The organism is Janthinobacterium sp. SUN118, from assembly GCF_030397695.1.
Lineage (GTDB): Bacteria > Pseudomonadota > Gammaproteobacteria > Burkholderiales > Burkholderiaceae_D > Janthinobacterium.
The window spans coordinates 2,778,077-2,796,598 of the sequence record NZ_JAPUBV010000001.1 but is presented as its reverse complement, the minus strand read 5'-3'; the positions used below and the strand labels follow the sequence as shown (position 1 = coordinate 2,796,598).

20 protein-coding genes are annotated in these 18,522 nt (G+C 64.9%); 9 read left to right on the top strand and 11 right to left on the bottom strand.

The features are described 5' to 3' along the window. Nucleotides 1-16: 16 nt before the first annotated feature. A complete protein-coding gene (locus tag O0880_RS12685) occupies nt 17-982 on the bottom strand; it encodes a DUF535 family protein (RefSeq protein WP_289886762.1) in 966 nt (321 codons plus the stop codon). Between the two features lie 262 nt (nt 983-1,244). On the opposite strand from O0880_RS12685, the gene O0880_RS12680 reads away from it, so the two are divergent. The 4 genes from O0880_RS12680 (at nt 1,245) to O0880_RS12665 (ending at nt 2,768) form a co-directional block, all read left to right on the top strand. After that, nucleotides 1,245-1,487, top strand: a complete 243-nt coding sequence (locus tag O0880_RS12680; protein WP_289886761.1) for a hypothetical protein — start codon at nt 1,245-1,247, stop codon at nt 1,485-1,487. 75 nt (nt 1,488-1,562) lie between these two features. Next, nucleotides 1,563-1,718 (top strand): hypothetical protein, encoded by a 156-nt coding sequence (locus O0880_RS12675; protein WP_289886760.1) that lies wholly within the window; start codon nt 1,563-1,565, stop codon nt 1,716-1,718. After that, on the top strand, nt 1,715-2,290 hold the full coding sequence (locus tag O0880_RS12670) for a hypothetical protein (RefSeq protein WP_289886759.1): 576 nt from the start codon (nt 1,715-1,717) through the stop codon (nt 2,288-2,290). Before O0880_RS12675 ends, O0880_RS12670 begins: the two co-directional genes overlap by 4 nt. 13 nt (nt 2,291-2,303) lie before the next feature. Further along, nucleotides 2,304-2,768: a GNAT family N-acetyltransferase gene (locus O0880_RS12665; protein WP_289886758.1), complete on the top strand. Its 465-nt coding sequence runs from the start codon at nt 2,304-2,306 to the stop codon at nt 2,766-2,768. 156 nt (nt 2,769-2,924) lie between these two features. On the opposite strand, the gene O0880_RS12660 is transcribed toward O0880_RS12665, so the two are convergent. Next, complete coding sequence (locus tag O0880_RS12660) at nt 2,925-3,950, bottom strand: DNA-binding protein (protein ID WP_289886757.1); 1,026 nt, start codon at nt 3,948-3,950, stop codon at nt 2,925-2,927. 221 nt (nt 3,951-4,171) lie between these two features. Between O0880_RS12660 and O0880_RS12655 the strand changes: the two genes are divergently transcribed. Further along, entirely contained in the window at nt 4,172-5,212 is a 1,041-nt protein-coding gene (locus O0880_RS12655; protein ID WP_289886756.1) for a tyrosine-type recombinase/integrase, read from the top strand. A 334-nt stretch (nt 5,213-5,546) separates the two neighbouring features. Here O0880_RS12655 and O0880_RS12650 read toward each other — a convergent pair whose 3' ends face one another. From O0880_RS12650 to O0880_RS12635, 4 genes are all read right to left on the bottom strand, one after another. After that, the gene (locus O0880_RS12650) at nt 5,547-5,996 is read right to left on the bottom strand and encodes a VOC family protein (RefSeq protein WP_289886755.1); all 450 of its coding nucleotides are present in this window, start codon (nt 5,994-5,996) and stop codon (nt 5,547-5,549) included. Nucleotides 5,997-6,374: 378 nt separating this feature from the next. Next, complete coding sequence (locus O0880_RS12645) at nt 6,375-6,800, bottom strand: GNAT family N-acetyltransferase (RefSeq protein WP_289886754.1); 426 nt, start codon at nt 6,798-6,800, stop codon at nt 6,375-6,377. Then, nucleotides 6,797-7,249 (bottom strand): PaaI family thioesterase, encoded by a 453-nt coding sequence (locus tag O0880_RS12640; protein ID WP_289886753.1) that lies wholly within the window; start codon nt 7,247-7,249, stop codon nt 6,797-6,799. The genes O0880_RS12645 and O0880_RS12640 overlap by 4 nt, the downstream gene beginning before the upstream one ends. A 33-nt stretch (nt 7,250-7,282) precedes the next feature. Further along, entirely contained in the window at nt 7,283-7,783 is a 501-nt protein-coding gene (locus O0880_RS12635; RefSeq protein WP_083411801.1) for a MarR family winged helix-turn-helix transcriptional regulator, read from the bottom strand. Nucleotides 7,784-8,177: 394 nt separating this feature from the next. Between O0880_RS12635 and O0880_RS12630 the strand changes: the two genes are divergently transcribed. Continuing rightward, nucleotides 8,178-9,233 (top strand): FAD-binding oxidoreductase, encoded by a 1,056-nt coding sequence (locus tag O0880_RS12630; protein ID WP_289886751.1) that lies wholly within the window; start codon nt 8,178-8,180, stop codon nt 9,231-9,233. 31 nt (nt 9,234-9,264) lie between these two features. Here O0880_RS12630 and O0880_RS12625 read toward each other — a convergent pair whose 3' ends face one another. Together O0880_RS12625 and O0880_RS12620 are read right to left on the bottom strand one after the other, a co-directional pair. Next, on the bottom strand, nt 9,265-9,723 hold the full coding sequence (locus tag O0880_RS12625) for a hypothetical protein (RefSeq protein ID WP_289886750.1): 459 nt from the start codon (nt 9,721-9,723) through the stop codon (nt 9,265-9,267). Between the two features lie 95 nt (nt 9,724-9,818). Then, nucleotides 9,819-10,700 carry a LysR family transcriptional regulator gene (locus O0880_RS12620; RefSeq protein WP_071323640.1) on the bottom strand — a complete coding sequence of 294 codons (882 nt, stop codon included), beginning with the start codon at nt 10,698-10,700 and terminating at the stop codon, nt 9,819-9,821. A gap of 96 nt (nt 10,701-10,796) precedes the next feature. On the opposite strand from O0880_RS12620, the gene O0880_RS12615 reads away from it, so the two are divergent. Continuing rightward, nucleotides 10,797-11,381, top strand: coding sequence for a GNAT family N-acetyltransferase (locus O0880_RS12615; protein ID WP_289886749.1), 585 nt, complete (start codon nt 10,797-10,799; stop codon nt 11,379-11,381). A 129-nt stretch (nt 11,382-11,510) separates the two neighbouring features. After that, nucleotides 11,511-13,001, top strand: coding sequence for an MFS transporter (locus O0880_RS12610; RefSeq protein WP_289887355.1), 1,491 nt, complete (start codon nt 11,511-11,513; stop codon nt 12,999-13,001). Between the two features lie 83 nt (nt 13,002-13,084). On the opposite strand, the gene O0880_RS12605 is transcribed toward O0880_RS12610, so the two are convergent. The 3 genes from O0880_RS12605 to O0880_RS12595 form a co-directional block, all read right to left on the bottom strand. After that, the gene (locus tag O0880_RS12605) at nt 13,085-14,125 is read right to left on the bottom strand and encodes an alpha/beta hydrolase (RefSeq protein ID WP_289886748.1); all 1,041 of its coding nucleotides are present in this window, start codon (nt 14,123-14,125) and stop codon (nt 13,085-13,087) included. Between the two features lie 31 nt (nt 14,126-14,156). Beyond that, nucleotides 14,157-15,605 (bottom strand): alpha/beta hydrolase, encoded by a 1,449-nt coding sequence (locus O0880_RS12600; RefSeq protein ID WP_289886747.1) that lies wholly within the window; start codon nt 15,603-15,605, stop codon nt 14,157-14,159. 85 nt (nt 15,606-15,690) lie between these two features. Further along, the gene (locus tag O0880_RS12595) at nt 15,691-17,988 is read right to left on the bottom strand and encodes a heavy metal translocating P-type ATPase (protein ID WP_289886746.1); all 2,298 of its coding nucleotides are present in this window, start codon (nt 17,986-17,988) and stop codon (nt 15,691-15,693) included. 98 nt (nt 17,989-18,086) lie between these two features. Here O0880_RS12595 and cadR point away from each other — a divergent pair, with 98 nt between their 5' ends. Beyond that, nucleotides 18,087-18,518, top strand: coding sequence for a Cd(II)/Pb(II)-responsive transcriptional regulator (gene cadR / locus O0880_RS12590; RefSeq protein ID WP_071323636.1), 432 nt, complete (start codon nt 18,087-18,089; stop codon nt 18,516-18,518). Nucleotides 18,519-18,522 lie beyond the last annotated feature (4 nt).

Sequence of the window (18,522 nt, the reverse complement as noted above, 5' to 3'; positions counted from 1 at the left end):
CTCCGTCCGTTAATTGTTAATGGTGGGAAGGTAAAACACTGCTATCGAGGGTATCGCTTTGCTGGCAAGGTGCTTCGACCGCCATTGCCGCAGGCGCGTCCAGCAGGAAGGCCAGTTGGGCGCGCATGTCCGCCGTCATGCCGAGCAATAATTCGCCGCGCCGGCGCGCATCGGCGCGCTTTTTCGACGGTACGTCGGCCAGGTCCGCTGGCCGGTAGGCCGCGCACGGCAAGTGATAATTGCCGTCGCGCATGGGCAAGGCGCGCAATTCCTGCCACGCCTGGTCATAATCGGCGGCGATATGGCGGCGGCGCCGCGCATTCAGGGCGATGCGGTTGTGATTGCTGACCAGGAACAGGTTGGTGCAGGCAAAAAAATCGCCGAAGTCGCGCAGGGCGGCCACCATCAGGTTTTTCGGCCGGCAGCCGTGCAGGGCCCGCGTGGCCGCCTTGACGGCTTGCGCGCCCGCTTCCGAGCGCAGCCCCTGCAGCGCGCCCAGCTGGATCGACACGCCATCGGCGCGCGGCGTAAACAGGAAGCTGGCCAGGTACAGGGGCAGGCCGTTGCGCGTCAGCCGCAGGCACAGCTCGCCTTCGCGGTGGCTGTCGTGGATGGCCGTCAGCTGCAGCCGGTACAAGGCCTCATCCTTGCCGGCGAAGGCCGCCAACAGCACGGGATGGCGCGCCGCCTGTTCCACCAGCGGCCGCGCGCCCGCCTGCCACAGGAAGCGGTAGTGTCCTTCGAGCAAGGTCAGGCGCGCCGAACAGCCCAGCTGGCGCGAGGCGTAAGGGCGGAAAATCTTGAAGCGCAGGCAGGGATGCAGCTGCGCCAGCGCGGCCATGCCGGGCGTGCTGCTGAGAAACGCCTGCCAGCGCGTGCGCTGGCGCGGAAAGAACAGGGCGCCCAAGGCCGCTTTCAGGCGGTGCCCGCTCGCAGGCCGTTGCGACAAGGCGGGCGAAGCAGCCAGGACCGCGGTGTTCATGGCAGGCACGCCGCGAGGCGTGGGTTGGCGTGCTGGTACATAAAAAAGGTTTGCATGGTTGTATCCGTCAATGGCAGACCTTGCTCCATGAAGGCCTTGCCAATTTGTATGCTACGCAGGCAAGGTGAATTTCATATTAAGGACGCCGGCACGCCGGATGCACATACTTAAATGACAATCTTTCTCAAATGGAGTACAGTGGCTGCCGCGCCATGCACTGCGCACAGGACGCAAACATCCGATTCCTTCATGCGGCTCACTCATGCTATTCATAAAAATACTCGCCGGGCTCTTCGCGCTGACCTTTGGCATCGTCAACCGACGCATCGATGCCAAACACCGCAAGCGCAAGGCCTATGCGCCGGGCGATGAATGGGCCTATTACTCAAAGCTGAGCAAGCAGGGCTGCCGGGAAGGCCGCTTCATGGTGCTGTCGGCCTGGGTGGGGATAGGCGTGGTCTTTGCATCGCTCGTGTATCTGGCGTCCATGCTGCTGACGCGCTAGCGTCGCTGTGGCCGGTCCAGTACTGCGGCAGGCGGCCATGCAGCCTGGCATATCATGGAGGAAGGAGTGCCAGCCATGCAGAAAGAACAGGAATTCCCTTCGCACCAGATCGATGCGGAGATCGCGCAGCTCGGCGACTGGCGCGGCGCCATGCTGGCCAGGGCGTGCGCGCTGCTATGGGCCGCCGTGGCCTTGAACACGGCGCCGAAAACCAAACGGACCAGCACTTGAGAAATTATCTGTATATATGGCACGACCCGGACCAGCAGATGCTCGTCGCTTCGGGCATCGAATTCGGCGATTTTTTGCCGGCGCTCGGCGAAGCGGGCGGCGTACTGCTGCTGAAAGGCGATGCCGCCGCGGTGCAGTACGACGCGCCATCGGGGCTGCAGCACGTGCCGCAGACGCAGTTGGCGGCGCTGGCGCGCGAGGACATGGCGTCCTGGGGCAGCCATGCCTGGGCCGATTACCAGGATGCCGCGCTGCCGCCGCTGGGCGACATGGACGTGGCCGAGGCGCTGTTCTTCGCGCATCGGGGGCGGCCGCTGCGCCGCCCGCGGATTCCTGGCCTCGGCAACCGCTTTCTTGCCTACGCCCACGATGACGGCTGGTATCTGAAACTGTTTTACAGCGCATGGGACGATGTGGCGCAGCTGCTTGCCGGCATCGTGCCCGCCGCGCTGGGAACGCTCGACATGCAGGGCTTGCAGCAGGGCGATGCCGGCTACTGGCTGCGGCAGGGCGTCGTGCAGGCGGAAGTGCGGACGCACGATATCGACAGCGTGCTGAACCGCCGCCTGTGATGCCAGCAATGACATGCCGGCAAGCGGTGCGCCAGCCATGTGCCTGATCCGTCCCTGCACCAGCGTGGATACGGCGTCATGCGCCACCATCCTGGCGCTGGCCGGGCGCGACAGCTTCGGGCCGGTGGCCGATAGCGGCGTGTTCCGGCGCGCCACGCAGGACGAGCAGATCCTTGTCGCCGAATGCGGCGGCAAGGTCGTCGGTTTTGCCGCCGTGCACACGGGCGATGCTCCCGAGCATTTCCTGCATCATCTGTACGTGCATCCGGCGCATGGCGGGCAAGGCGTCGGCGCGCGGCTGCTGGCGGCCGTGGTGGCGCGCTTCGGCCCGCCTCTGAGCCTGAAAACGCAACTGGCCAATACGCGAGCGCGGCGCTTTTATGCGCGCGCCGGCTGGGTGGAAGATCACGGCGACTGCGGCGTGGACGCCATCGGCGCGTGGATACGCATCCGCTGCCAGCCACCGCAAGGTGAATAAAGAAAACGCCCTGTAGCGCATCTCGGCAGGGAGCGTCTGCTGCGCATAGTCTTCGCCGTCGTCCGTCATCGGACGGGTGAAATAATGCGCTTGCCCCGGCAGTTGGCGATGCCCGTGCGCGTGCCGTCATACATCGCCCAAACCATGTAAACCTGCTCAACTATCGCGTTTCTCCCGCGCATGCAGCGAGATCTGCGCCAATTGCGCCGCCATGCCCGCATGTTCGCGCAGCAAGCTGTCGCGCTCCAGCGCCAGCGCCTCGGCCTTTTGCTGCGACGCCTGCGCGTTTTGCGCCAGCATCTCGAGCTGGCGGTCCTGCGCGGACAGCGCCACCCTGGCGTCGTTCAGCGCCTGCAAGGCCGTATCGAGCTTGGCCAGCAGGGCGTCGGCGGACGCCGCCGCCTGCAGGTACTGGAACTCGAACTGGTCGCGCTCGGGACGCACGCTGGCCAGCGCCTCGCGGTCGGCGGCCGCCTCGCTGGCGAGTCGTGCCTGTTCCGTCTGCAGCTGGCTCAGGCGCATGTCCTGCTGCACCAGGGTGGCTTGCTGGCCTTGCAGGCGCTGCTGCAGCTGGGCGTTTTCCTGCTCCAGCCGGTTTTCGCGCTGCTGTGCCTGGGCCCGTTCCTCGCTGCGCTGCGTGGCCGACGCTTCCTGATAATGGTCGAACTGCGAACGCACCTGCGCCAGCTGGCGGTGCAGGGCGGCGATATCCTCGTTGCGGTCGGCCAGGCGCTGCGTCAAGCCCGCATTATCACTATGCAGGGTCGCCAGGGTAACGGCGCGGAAATGGTGCTCTTCCTTCAGCTGCGCCAGCGCGTGCTGCGTGGCGCGCAGTTCCTGGGTGAGGGCGGCGCGCGCCTCCGTCAATTTCAGCCGTTCGTGTTCCGTCTTTTTCAATTTCTCCGTGGCCGCGTCGAGTTCGGCGCGGTTTTGCCGCATGCCCGTTTCCAGCTGCTGCGCCACGTCGCGCTGCTGCTTGTCATACACGCCGCGCATCGCTTCCATCAGTTCGGCCGGCAAGCCTGACTCCGTCTTCACGGCGCCCGCACCCTGAAACTCTTCCTTCCAGCGCTTGAGCAGGGGCGCGATGGTGCTCTTGCTGCCCGTGCTGCCCAGCGCTTCGCGCACGTTGTCGACCGTGGGATTACGCCCATCGGCAGCGACGATCTGGGCTGCTTTCATAACATCAGAGTACAGAATGCCGGTGCGGGCCATGAAATCACCTATGAGCTAAATTTAGTAACGTATTACATGATACGTAATATCGAATAATATTACGATATAAATTTTACGAATTTTTATAAGGAATAAGTCGCGATAAGATTGCTTATCGCGTGTTATGGGGGTGTTGCGCATGGTATTCTGTGATCCTTCCAGTACAACAGCGTGATTTCAGCCCATCCATGCCCGATCTGCCCCTCCCGAAACGCCGTGCCGCCTTGCCGAAAACCGCGCCGGAGCCCCTGGCGCCCGCTGTCACCGCCATGGCCCCGGCACATGGCGCTTTGGTCGATGCCGAGCTGGCCGCACGCCACCAGGCGTTTCTCGCCGCCGCGACCTCGGACAACACGCGCCGCAGCTACCGCTCGGCCATTCGCCACTTCCAGACGTGGGGCGGGGCGCTGCCCGCCGATGAGTCCGCCGTCATCCGCTACCTCATGGCGTATGCGGACAGTCTGAACGCGCGCACCCTGGCCTTGCGCCTGACGGCCCTGTCGCAATGGCATGCGTACCAGGGCTTTGCCGACCCCGCGTCCACGCCGACCGTGCGCAAGACCCTGGCCGGCATCGCGCGCCTGCACGGCAAGCCGAAAAGGAAGGCCAAGGCCTTGCCGCTGGAAGACCTGGAACGGATCGTGGCGCAGTTGCACGCATTGGGCAGCGTCAAGGCCCTGCGCGACAGCGCCTTGCTGCAACTGGGATTTTTTGGCGGCTTCCGGCGCAGCGAACTGGCGGGATTGCAGCTGGCAGATGTCGGCTGGGAGCCGCAGGGCATGGTGATCACCTTGCCGCGCTCGAAGACGGATCAATTGGGCGAGGGCATCGTCAAGGCGATTCCGTTTGGCGACGGCGTCTGCTGCCCGGCCACGGCCTTGCGCGCCTGGCTGGCGGCCGCGCACATCCGCACGGGGCCGCTCTTGCGCCCCGTCAATCAATGGGGCCACGTGAGTGCGCAAGGGCTGCACGCGGGCAGCATCAATACGATACTCGATGGCTGCGCGAAGCTGGCGGGACTCGATTACGTACCGGAACTGTCGAGCCACAGCCTGCGTCGCGGCATGGCCACCAGCGCGCACCGGGCCGGCGCCGACTTCCAGTCCATCAAGCGCCAGGGCGGCTGGCGCCACGACGGCACCGTGCATGGCTATATAGAAGAGGCGGGGCGCTTCGAAGACAATGCGGCCGGCAGTTTGTTGAAGGCGAAGAAGAAGCCGGCCGCTTGAGGACGCCCAGCAAAACCTGGCGGCGCAGCTCCGGCAGAGGAAGGAGTTGGGGAGCGCTTGATGAAAACCGGCTCCTCGCTCATGGCGGATGCGCGGTCTGCGAAATCGGCGCAGTCACCCAGGAGATCGGTCAACGCCCCACGATTGCATCAGTCAGGCGGCGAACAGGGCGAGTAGCCGACTGTTCGCGCCATGGATGTCTACTTGTTTCTTCGCCCCAAAGCAGACGCCTGCAACGCATAAGTCATCGTACCTGCGCGGCTTTTCGCGCCGGCCTGCGGCATTAACGGCTTGGACGCCCCTCCTTTGGTGCTCTTCGTCCTGCGGGATTGCCTCAGGACATCGTCTGCTGCAGCTGTTCGGCAAGCCCGAGGAGGATCCCTTCGGGCCCACGGATATAGCAGAGCCGATACATGTTTTCATACTGGACGACTTCGCCCACTAGCTTTGCGCCGCGTTTGACGAGCCGGTCGAGCGTATCGTCGATATCCTCGACGGTAAACATGACGCGCAGGTAACCGAGCGCGTTCACTGGCGCGTTGCGGTGATCGGCGACCACGGGTGGCGCGAGGAAACGCGATAACTCGAGACGGCTGTGACCGTCCGGCGTACGCATCATGGCAATCTCGACGCGCATGCCGTGCAGTCCGGTGACGCCATCTGCCCAGTTTCCCTCAACCGGGGCGCGCCCTTCGAGAACGAGCCCAAGTTCGGTGAAGAACTCAATGGTGGCATCGATGTCCTCGACCACGATGCCGACGTTGTCCATTCGCTTAACTGTCATGTTGCCTCCTGGGTGTCCAAGGTGAACTGGGCGTCAAATTGACATATTAAGGTATGGAGAATGATGTGGCCGAACGACGACGGTCGACAAAGTAGGGATGCTTGCCGCGCTTAAGCGACGGGTGGCGATTCACTAGGCGCTCGGGGCATGCATCTATTTGGCGTGATGCCGCCAGGGACATGTCATCCTGTGACGTCCGTTATGGAGATGCAAGGCCAGCTTGAGCTCAGCAGCAGACTCTGCAGGACAGGGAGACAGACGGGGCAAACCCGATGCCGTCGCTGGATCAGGCAATGACGAAATCGCACACCAGGCGTCGGGCAAGCCACCCAGGGCCCCACCATGCTCCACCGCTTCTTTTTCAAGAACCATGGATCACTAAGACAACGGCTTGATGAGATGGATACGCTCCCTGGCCACGTCGCCAAAGTCCTCGACGGCGCATATCCGATAGCCGTTGCGGATCAGCAGGCGCAGCATGGCGGGATAGCGGTTCATCGATTTCACCGTGACGGCCGGATAACCATGCGCGCCGGCCCATGCTTCCTGGTATTCCAGCAGGCGCTGCGCCAGCCCCGTCTTGCGATGCGCGGGCAACACGCCGCCGAGCCAGCTATATAAGGAGCCGTCGTCGGCGCGGTAGGCCAGCTTGCAGCCGGCGGGCCCGGTGTCTTCCTCGGCGATGAGGATCAGCGCATCGGCGGGCAGCCGCTGCCGCAGCTGCGCCACGGTGCGCGGCTGCTCGAATTCGGGGATCGCCCGCAGCACCTGCCAGGCTTCCTCGATGGTGCCTGGCCGTATCATGCGGCGGCTTGCTCCCGCGGGCGGATGATCATGCAGGTGGCCGTCGCGTGCGCATAGAGTTTGCCGGCCTCGTCGCGGATGGCGCCTTCGGAAATGACCAGGTTGCGGCCCGCATTGATGACCTTGCCCTCGGCATAGAGCGTCACGTTGAAGGGCAGGGGACGGCACATCTTGATGTTCAGGTCCGTCGTGCCGTAGCTTTCGCCGGCCGGCAAGACGGTGTGCGTGGCGCAACCCGTGACCGTGTCGAGCACGGTGGCGGCGAAACCGCCGTGCACGCCGCCCATGGGATTGGTGTGGTTGTCATTTGCCGTGGCCGTGAAGATGACGCGGCCGTGCTCGACCGTTTGCGCGTCCATGGGCATGGTCTTGGAAATGCCGGGACGGGGAAACAGGCCCTGGGCGAAAGCTTGCATGAGTTGCAAGCCTGTCATGTCGTTCGGATGCATGGGTGACTCCTGTGGGTGGTGACGGATGGAAATTCAGATATCCTGCGCGAAACGCAGGCGCGAGGCATGCAGCAGGAAGCGGGCGACGATGGCCAGTTCCGCTTCGCTGAAACCCGCTTTCAGTTGTTCGTTCAGGCTGTCGAGCAGGGGCAGGGCGTCGGCCAGCACGGCGCCGCCCTTGGGCGACATGTGCAAAGTGCCGGCACGGGCGTCGAGCGCCGACTGGCCGCGCACGATGAGGCCGTTTTCTTCCATGCGCGCCACCAGCCCCGTGACGGCCGAGTTTTTCAGTTGCAACGCCCGCCCCAGGTCCTTCAGCTGGCAGCCTTCCTCGCCCTTCAGGGCGAACAGGGCCACCACTTGCGTGCCGGAGTAACCGAGTTCGCTGGTGAATACGGCATCGGCCGAGCGAAACAGGTTCTGGCGCGCCAGGTTGAGCAGGTTGAACAGGCGCGGCGAGCGCTCGCCCAGCGGGCAGGCAGCAGCATCGACGTTTTCGGTGCTGTCGGATGGGGTGGGGATATTGGTACGCATGCGGAGTATACTACTACGTATGCGTAATAAAACAAGTGAAATATGTCAACACGAGGCGGGCAGAATATCGTGTCACACATTGAGAGAGATGGAATGCATATCGAGCGCTATCTGGGACGCCAGGTCGTGGCCATCGGCTGGGACGGCGGCCCCATGGTTTCCTGCCCGACTAGCGCGCGTCGCCGTATCCAGCTGGCCGTTGCATCCATTTCGGCGACCTCGACCCGCTGGAGCGCCATCGTTCGGTGCCGCCATCGGCCTGGCCATCGGTGGCGAATTGATCCGCGACAATTTATAGGTGTTCAGCGAACGAGCTTGCCACCAGCCAACGCTATAATCCGCGCTCGGGACGGTACCCGGCAAAGCATCCAACAATCAATAAAGGCAAGCGTATATGCGTCATGAGGGCCCTAAAAATATCATCGTCATCGGCGCCGGCATCGTCGGGGCGTCGCTCGCGTATCACCTGTCCAGCAAGGGCGCGCAGGTCACGGTCGTCGAGGCGGGCGGCATCGCTTCGGGCGTGACGGCTACCTCATTCGCCTGGATTAACACCGCGTATTCGGGACCGGATCCGATTGCCGCCTTGCGCGGCGCGGCCATTGCCGCTTACCGTCGCCTGGAAACCCAGGTGCCCGGGCTGCAAGTGCGCTGGACGGGCGCCTTGTCGTATGGCACGGACGAGGGCAGGGCACCGTCGTCCTCGTCCATGCTGCTGGACAGCGCGCAGATTGCGCGGCTGGAACCACATCTGAAGAAGCCGCCGCCGCAGGCCGTGTACGAAGCCGGGCATGGCGCCCTCGATGCGGTGGCCGCCACGCATGCCTTGCTGGCGGCGGCCGTATCCCATGGCGCGACGCTCCGCACGCACACGCCGGTGCTGGGTTTTACCGTCCAGGATGGGCGGGTGACGGGCGTGGACACGGGCAGCGGCCTCCTCGCCGCCGATGTGGTGGTGCTGGCGGCCGGCGCGGCCACGGCCAGCCTGGCGGAAAAATTGAACGTGAACCTGCCGATACACGCCTCGCCCGCCATCTTCATGCGCTACAAGGCGCCGCCCGGGCTGGTGCGCAGCATCATCTCCAGCCATGCCATGGAAGTGCGGCAGGGCGCCGATGGCGGCTTGCTGGCGGCGGAAGACTATCTGGACGACACGCCGGAAAACCAGCCCGCGGCCATGGCGCAGCGCACGGCCGGCGCCATCCGCGATGAACTGGCGGGCGCCGATGCGATCGAGCCGGAACTGGCCTCCATCGGCCTGCGGCCCATGCCCGCCGACGGCATTCCCGTCATCGGCTACCTGCCGCAAATGGACGGCGCGTATGTGTGCGCCATGCATCCGGGCGTCGTGCTGGCGGCGATCGTGGGGCAACTTGTCAGCGAGGAAATCGTCGATGGCCAGCCAGCGGCAGCGTTGAGCGCCTGCCGGCCTGCGCGTTTCCTGGCGTAAATGACGTAAAGACCCTGTGCCGCGCTGATTCCTAGGGCACCGGCACGACAAATACGGGCAGGATGAACGGCGCTGGCTCCTGCGCGTCGCCGTCCTCCTGCGGGGCCTGCATATAGTCTTCGTTGTGCCAGTCCCCGTCCACCACGCGGTCGACGATCAGCGCCAGATCCTGCGTTTCGCGCACTTCGCAGCGAAACGGCAGCCGGCCATGCGCGCGCGAGACCAGGCTGAAGCGCAGCTGCCGGCATTGCGCATCGTGCCAGCAATAGAACAGCATCTCCTCGCCAGCGAGCGCGCTGCTGCGCGCCGCCACCAGCTTGCTGATGAACGCGCGCATATCCGCCGCGGTGATCTCCGGCGTTTCCTCGTCCGTGGGCGAAAAGCGCCACATATTGCTCATCGCTTCGTGATTGATGTCGGCAGCATCAATTTCCACGGCATCGTCTTTCGCCATGTCGAACCACTTGCCGACGACCATGCTGCTAATCATGCAAATCCTTTCATATCAATAGGTCATTGAATCGGTCATGGAACAGGCAATGCGCGGCGCATTCTCCGTCCTGCCGTCATTATTGCCAAAAAATATCATCCGCGCGGCCCGTCGAGCAGCAATTCCGCCAGCCGCGTCGTCAGCCACAAGCTCGTCTCACTCAGCTTCTTCCCATGGATCGAGAGCCGCCGCACTGGCAGGCGCGACAGGGCCAGGGCGGGGCAGGGCACTTCCTGCAAGTAGCCCTTGTAATTGTCGTAGTTGGCGATGTTCAGGGGCAGGATGGCCCAGCCTAGCTCGTCCGCGACCATTTCCGCGATGCTATAAAAACTGTCGGAAAACCAGACGGCGGGGCTGAACGCGTGTTCGCGGTTCAGCTCGGAATCCATGATCAGCTGGCGGTAGCGGGTCAGCTCGTTGCGGCTCACTTCCTGGCCGTGCGCCATCGGGTGGCCTTTTGCCACGAACACGCCTTGCGCCACGCTGCCGATGTGCTGCTGCTCCAGCACGGGCGAGATGGGACCGCGGTCGAAGTGGAAGGCCACGTCGGCTTGCTGCTGCTCCACGTATTGCGCCACCTCGGACGCCGTGGCGTTGAGCATCACCAGCTCCAGCGCCGGGTAGCGCGCCGCCAGTTCCTTGACCAGGGTGCCGATGGCCAGGTAGGGCAGGGCTTCGTCCAGCGCCAGGGTCAGCTGCGCTTCGGGCGCCGCACTCAGCAGCTGGGCCCGCAGCTGCAGCCGTTCGGCCTGGCGCAGCAGTTCGCATGCTTCCAGGTGCATCACCTTGCCCGCCTCCGTCAGCACGGCGCTGCGGCGCGAGCGGTCGAACAGTTCCACGCCGAATTCCGCTTCCAGCAAGCCGATCGAGGTGCTCACCACCGATTGCGCGCGGCCCAGCCGGCGTGCCGCGCCCGAGAAAGAGCCGGCCGCGACGGCCGCTTCGAAGTAGCGCATTTGTTCCAAAGTCCATTGCATGGCATCAACCTATCTGTTTTACAGATGGATTTTAACTTGAATGCCATTCAGGGGCGACATAAAATGTGTTTTACATTCAATAACACGAGATCCGCCATGAAAAACGCTCAAGCCAGTACCCCAGCCATCAGCTTCAGCTGGTGTCACGACGCCACCGCCGAAGACGCGCTGTGCAAGCTCTACCTTGACAACGTCAGCGCCGACTATATCTCCCATTCGGAGCTGCAGGGCGAGCGCGCCGATGCGCCCGGCAACTGGCGCGCGGACTTGCCCGAGGTCATACGCGGCGAAATCCGCGCCGCCCTGTCGCACGACTGGGAGCATGGCGATTCGACCCTGCTGGCCGTCGCCACGGCGGGCGAGGCCATCGTCGGCATGGCGCTCGTCTCCATCGACACGCGCCAGCGCGCCTCGAAATCGTTCGCCGCGCTGGACGACCTGGTCTTGCTGCCCTCCGTGCGCGGCAGCGGCATCGGCAGCCTGCTGGTGGAATGGGTGGCGACCGAACTGCGCAGCCACGGCATCGCCCGCCTGTTCCTCGAATGCGGCGCGCACAACCTGACGGCGCAACAATTCTTCCAGGGCCGCGGCTTCAAGCAGGTGTCCGTCGTCATGCTGCGCGAACTCGATGCCGTCGCGGTTTCGGCCGCCGTGGATGACAAGGATGGCGACCGTGGCTGACGCCCGCCGCCCCCGACCAGCCCAGGCCCGTGGCAGCCTGGAACGCAAATATTTGCGCAGCACCAAATTCATCCAAACAGACAGTTGTTAAAAGTTAAACTATAAAGCAATGAGTTACCCATGCATTCAATGAAAAAATGGCTGACGCTGGCCATCGTCTCCAGCGCCCTGTTCCTGATCGTGGTCGACATGACCGTGCTCTACACCGCCTTGCCCGCGCTGACGCGCGACTTGCAGGCCACTTCCTCGCAAAAACTGTGGATCATCAACGTGTACGCGCTGGTCGTCTCCGGTCTGTTGCCCGGCCTCGGCACCCTTGGCGATCGCCTGGGCCACAAACCCGTCTTCCTCGCCGGCCTGGCCGTGTTCGGCATCGCCTCGCTGAGCGCCGCGTTTTCGCCGGCGGCCGAATGGCTGATCTTTGCCCGCGTGCTGCTGGCCATCGGCGCCGCATTGATGATGCCGGCCACTTTGTCCATCATCCGCCTGACGTTTACCGATAACCGCGAGCGCTCGTTCGCCATCGGCGTGTGGGCCGCCATCGCCTCGGGCGGCGCCGCGTTCGGCCCCGTGCTCGGCGGCTTCCTGATGGAGCATTTCTGGTGGGGTTCGGTCTTTCTGATCAACGTGCCCATCGTCGTGCTGACCCTGGTGCTGGCCGCCGTCATCCTGCCGAAACGGGCCGGTAACCGCGACAAGCCGTGGGACCTGGTCGGCTCCCTGCAAATCATGATGGGTCTGCTTGGTGGCGTGTACGCGATCAAGGAGCTGGGCAAGTCGCAGCCGTCGTATGCGCTGGCCGCCGCCTCGTTCGCCGTGGGCGCCTTCTTCATGCTGAAGTTCGTGCGTCGCCAGGAGCGCCAGTCCAAGCCGCTGATCGACTTCGCCCTGTTCCGCGAACTGCCGTTCTCGAGCGCCGTGGCCGCCGCCATGGTGGCGTCCGCCGCCCTGATCGGCATGGAACTGGCGCTGAGCCAGCACATGCAGCTGGTGCGCGAACTGTCGCCGCTGGAAGCGGGCTTGCTGCTGTTGCCGCTGCCGCTGGCGTCCGTGTTTGCCGGTCCCTTGACGGGTTTCATGCTGCCGCGCGCCGACAAGGCCAAGGTCTTGTGGGGTTCGCTGCTGCTGTCCGGCATCGGCATGGCCAGCTATCTGCTGCTGCATGACGCCGCCGTTTCGGCCCAGGTGGCCAGCCTGGTGATCCTGGGCCTGGGCCTCGGTGCCGTGATGACGGCCGCCTCGAGCGCCGTGATGCTGAACGTGGCGCCGCAACAGGCCGGCATGGCCGCCTCGATCGAGGAAGTATCGTACGAGCTGGGCGCCGTGATCGGCGTGACGGTGCTGGGCACCATCCTGTCGGCCGTCTACAGCGCCACCCTGGTGATCCCGGAAAGCGCGGGCCTGCTGCCGAACGCCCATGACACCCTCGATGCGGCACTGCTGGCCGCCGAGCAATTGCCGGCCGAACTGGGCTTGCAAGTGTCGGAACTGGCCCGCTCGGCCTTCGACAAGGCGTTCATCGTCGTGCTGGCCACGGCCTCGGCCATCCTGATCGCGGCCGCCGCGACCATCCGCTACCTGCACCTGAAGGCGCGTCGCGCCACCCGCGCCATGGCTTGATCTGGCAGGGTCGGAGCGACCGCCATCCATACCGGCCCGCCGCGCAAACGGCGGGCCGGTTGCCATCCGGGCTAGCAGTAGGCTTAGCGCAGCAGCGGCGCCACCTGCTCGCGCAAGATGCGCCACTGGGCGTCGAGCACGGCCTGGTTGGGGTCGTGTCCGGCCCGTTTCACCAATGTAAAACTCTTGTGCGGCGCCGTGATGCTGTCGAAATACGCGCGCGCAATGGGGGCGGAGGTCAGCAAGTCTTCCTCGCCCATCACGAGGAAGACGGGCAGCTCAAAACGCGTGCCCAGCGCGGGCAGGGCCACCTTGGAAAACATGCCGTCGCCGCGCATGCCGATGAACTGGATGTAGGAATAATCGTCGGCCGCCTCGGCGTCGGCCAGCGCCTGCGGCGTGGCGTAGAACGGGGCCGGCTGCCACCAGTGTTTCGGCGGCGCATCCGTCACCAGCGCCTCGTACTTGCGGTCGAAGCGGCGCAGGATGCCGAAATTGCGCGGATCGCGCCACGGCGGCAGGCCCAGCGCCGCCAGTTTGTCCACCGTCGGGCCATCGTTTGCCGCCTGCGCCAGCGCAAGGACGCGGCCATACATATCGGCCATGTTCTGCTGCGCATCGACCACCTGCGCCGTGCCGACATAGGCATGGAACAGCTCCGGTCGCGCCTTGGCCATGTAGGTGCCGAGGATGGAGCCCCAGGAACTGCCCATCAGGATGACCTTTTGCTGGCCCAGGTGCTGCTGCAGATAACGGGCCACGGCAATGCCGTCGTCGCGCATCTGCTCCAGGCTCAGGGGCGTATCCTCCGTCGGCCGCTGCTGCGTATAGGTCATGCCCGCGCCGCGCTGGTCCCACTGCACCAGGGTGTAATCCTGTTGCCAGCTGCCATAGATGGCGTCCGCGAACGGGCTCAGCGGGTTGCCGGGGCCGCCATGGATGAACAGGATCACGGGATTGCCGCAGCGCGCGCCCGTGATCGTGATCCATTGCTCGATGCCATTGATCGGCACATAGCCTTGCTCGCGCACAGGCTGCGCGGGCGAGGGGCACGCGGGGGCCGGCGCCGCGTGCGCCAGGCCGAGAGAGGAAAACAGCAGGAATGCCAGGCAAGTCTTGCGCATATGGACCTTTATATGGTGTGAAGGCAGGAAACTACAGCGTGCAATCGTGTGCCGGCTTGCCAGCGATAAAGCGCAGGCTCGCCTGCTCGAAGCAGGCGGGCGCCGTCCACAGGATGAAATGCGGCGCATTCCTGATCGTGGACAAGGCCACCTTGCCGGCCTTGCGCTGCGTCAGGGCGCTCACCTGCGCCTGCGCGCCCGCATAGGGCGTCTTCGGATCCAGGGTGCCGTGCAGCACCAGGGTTGGCGGCATGTTTTCCGGCAAGGCGCCGAAATAGCGGTCGCGCGGATAGGTGGGCAGGCCGCCAGCGAGCAGGATGCGCGGCAGCGGGCTGGTAAACAACAAATCGGCGTCTTCGCGGTCGATGTCGACGGCTGCCAGGGTGGGCCGCAGCGAGGGCTGCAGATTGTTTTCCGAATTGCTGATGATGCTCACCAGCGGAATCGACAGCGGCGACTGCGGATAGCTGCCCAGGCTGGCCGCCGCCACGTTCAGGGTGGCGCGCACGGCCGCCAGTTCCGGGTCGCCGCCCTGGTCGAGGTCACGCAACAGGTAGGGAATGCGGGCGCGCGCGGCCGGCACGTCGAGCATGCCGCCCAGGAAGTTTTTCAGGTTCTTGCCGGGAACCTGCGCCAGCACGGCCGAATCGGCCTGCGCCTTGTCCAGCACGCGGCGGTACAGCGTCTCGGCCGGCTCCCCCAGTGCCGCGTGGCAAGCGGGATCCGCATCGCAGCGGGCCAGCACCTGCCTGCCCACGGCATCGACCACCTGCGAGCGCTGGCTCAAGTCCCAGCGCGCATCCGTTTGCGGCGGCACCAGCGAGTCGAGGATGACGCCGTTGACGGGCAATGGTCCCAGCTGCAAGGCGCGCAAGACCAGCTGCGTGCCGTACGACACACTGTATACATACACGGGCGGCTGTTTGCCTTTGGCTGCACGCTGGCCCTCGAGCAGGGCCTTCAGGTCGCGCGCGGCCGTGGTGATGGAAAACTGGTGCGCGTACTCCGGCATCAGCTTGATGCCGGCAAAGCAGCTGGCCCATTCGGCGCCGGCCAGGGCGCGGCCGCCCGGACTGCGTTCGGACTCCTCCACCTTGCACAGGCGCGAAGAATGGCCGGTGCCGCGATGGTCGGGGATCAGGAATTCAAAGCCGGGAAAGCCGCGGCGCAAGGTGGGCAGCAAATTGTAGAACGAAGCGCCCGACTCGCCGGGCCCGCCCGCCACCAGCCACAGCGTGCCCCTGGCGGGCTTGCCGGCAGGCACGTCGGCGGCGATCTTGCGCACGAATACATGCATGGCATCGTTGTCGCCGACGGCGCGGCCCTGTTCGTCATAGCTGCCGGGCACGTTCAAGCCCGAGCACAGGCTGCCGGGGACGGCCGTGTCGGAGCAGGGCGTGAAAAGCAGGGGGGCTGCCTTGCCGGCCAGCGGCGCGGCCAGCAGGACGGACAGGATGGCGCGGCGGTACAGAGGGGTCATCGGCTACTTTGGCTGCGGTGGAGAACAGCCGCCAAAGTAGCGTTTTTTACACCAATTGTCCAGATGGAAAGTTTTCCACGTGGATTTATTTGGCCTTGCTGCCACGCAGCAGGCGCAAGCCGTTTGCCACCACCAGCAGGCTGGCGCCCACGTCGGCGAACACGGCCATCCACAAGGTCGCCATGCCGGCCAGCGCCAGGCCGAAGAAGACGGCCTTGATGCCGATGGCAAAGCTGATGTTTTGCACGAGGATGCTGCTCGTGCGCTGGCTCAGGCTGATGAATTCGGGCAATTTGCCCAGTTCATCGTCCATCAGGGCGACGTCGGCCGTCTCGATGGCCGTGTCGCTGCCGGCCGCGCCCATGGCGAAGCCGATGTCGGCCTGCGCCAGGGCCGGCGCATCGTTGACGCCGTCGCCGAGCATGGCGACGACGCCAAACTGCTGCTGCAAGGCCTTGATTTCATCGAGCTTGTTTTCCGGCAGCAATTCCGCCTTCACCAGGCTGACGCCGACCTCGGCACCGATGCGCTGCGCCGTCAGCAAATTATCGCCCGTTAACATGACGGTGGTCACGCCCAGCGCATTCAGGCGGGCGATGGCGGCCGCGGCCGTCGGGCGCAGCACATCGGCTACGGCGATCACGCCCAGCGCGCCGGCCGGCGTCGCCAGCACCATGGCCGTGTAGGCTTGCTGTTCCAGACGCGCCAGGATGGCTTGCAGTTCAGGAGTCAGCACCTTGAGTTCCGTCATCAGGCGCGCATTGCCCAGGTAATACGTCTGGCCGTTCATCGTGCCTTGCACGCCGCGTCCGTTCAGGGCGGCAAACTGGCTGACCGGCAAGTGGCTGCCGGCTGGCGGGCCGGCCTTGACGATGGCGGCGGCCAGCGGGTGCGCGGACTGGGCGTCCAGGCTGGCCGCCAGCAGCAAGACTGCGTCGCGGCTGCTGCCTGCCAGCGCCACCACGTCCGTGACGGCCGGTTTGCCCATGGTCAAGGTTCCCGTCTTGTCGACGGCGATGGCCTTCAGGCGATAGCCGGTCTCGAGGAATTGCCCGCCTTTCACGAGGATGCCGCGCCGCGCGGCCGCCGTCAGGCCGCTGACCACTGTCACCGGCGTGGAAATGACCAGCGCGCACGGGCAGGCGATGACCAGCATCACCAGCGCCTTGTAGACCCAGGCCATGAAGGGCTGGCCCAGCAGCAACGGCGGCACGATGGCCACCAGCACGGCAAACACCACCACGGCCGGCGTGTAATAGCGGGCGAACTGGTCGACGAAGCGCTGCGTGGGCGCCTGCTTGCCCTGCGTTTCCTCGATCACCTTGACGATGCGCGCCAGCGTGCTGTTGCCGCTGTTGGCCGTCACCGTGACGTCGAGCACGCCCCGTTCATTGATGGTGCCCGCATACACGACGTCGCCCACGGCCTTGTCGACCGGCATGCTTTCGCCCGTGATCGGCGCCTGGTTGACGGACGACTCGCCGCTGGCCACCACGCCATCGAGGGCGATGCGCTCGCCCGGCTTCACGCGCATGGCCGCGCCGATGGCGACCGTGGCCACGGGCACCTGTTGCCAGGCACCGCTGGCATCGGCCACCGTGGCCACGTCGGGCGCCAGCTGCATCAGGCTCTGCACGGCGTTGCGCGCGCGGTTCAAGGACAAGCCTTCGATCAGCTCGGCGATGGCGAACAGGAAGATGACCATGGCCGCTTCCGGCCACTGGCCGATGGCGATGGCGCCGATCACGGCTAGGCTCATCAGGAAATTGATATTCAGGGTGAACGTTTTCAGGGCGATCCAGCCCTTTTTCAGGGTCGGCCAGCCGCCCGTGGCGATCGACAGCAGGGCCAGGGCGATCACCAGCGGCGAACTGTCTTCGTGCGTCGTCCACGCCAGCGCCTCGGCGCCGGCCGCGGCCAGGCCGGACACCACCAGCAAGCCTTTTTGCATGCCGCTCAGGCTGCCCTCGTTCGGGGCGCGCACGATGGCGGTGCCGGCTTCCATCGGCACGGCCTGCATGCCGATGCCGTGCAGGGCCGCCTCCACCGTGGCCAGCGAGGGCAGGGTGTGGTGCACGTCGAGCACGCGGTTCATCAGGTTGAAATCGAGGCCGACGACGCCCGCCATGCCACCCAGCTTGTTGCGGATCAAGCGTTCTTCCGTCGGGCAATCCATATTCGCGATGCGGTATTTGGCCGTGTGCGCGCCATCAATGGCTGTGCTGGGCAAGGCGGGAGCGGCCTGGGCCGCGGGCGTTGCCGAACAGGCATGCTGATGCGAGCAGCAGCTTGCGCCGGCAGCCTGCGGTACAGGGGCAGGCCCGTGGCCGTGAGCGTGGTCGTGACTATGAGCATCGTCGTGAGCGTGTGTATCGTGCGGCATCGCAGCGTCCTTCCGGTTTCGTGTATGCTTCCATTAGAAACCCTGTAGCCGCTACAGGGTCAAGCGGAATTTGCAGATTGGAATGAAAAGAGGATGCCATGCGTATCGGAGAACTAGCCAAACGGACAGATTGTGACGTGGAAACCGTGCGTTACTATGAAAAGGCTGGCTTGCTGCAGGAGCCCGGCCGCAACAGCGCCGGCTATCGCGAATACAGGGAAGAGCACCAGGAGCGGCTGCAATTCATCCGCCATTGCCGCTCGCTGCAGATCGGCCTGACCGATATCCGCGCCTTGCTGGAATTTAAGAACAATCCGGCCGAAGGTTGTCAGAGCGTTAATGAATTGCTCGACCACCATATACTGCGCATCGCCGAACAGATGGCCAATTTGCAAACCCTGCAGCAGCAACTGGTGACCCTGCGCCACCAGTGCGACCAGCCGCAGCCGTCGCAAGACTGCGCCATCCTGCAAAACCTGTCCGAGGCGGCCAGCGGCCACGACTGTGCCTGCCATACCGACCTCCATTGATTCC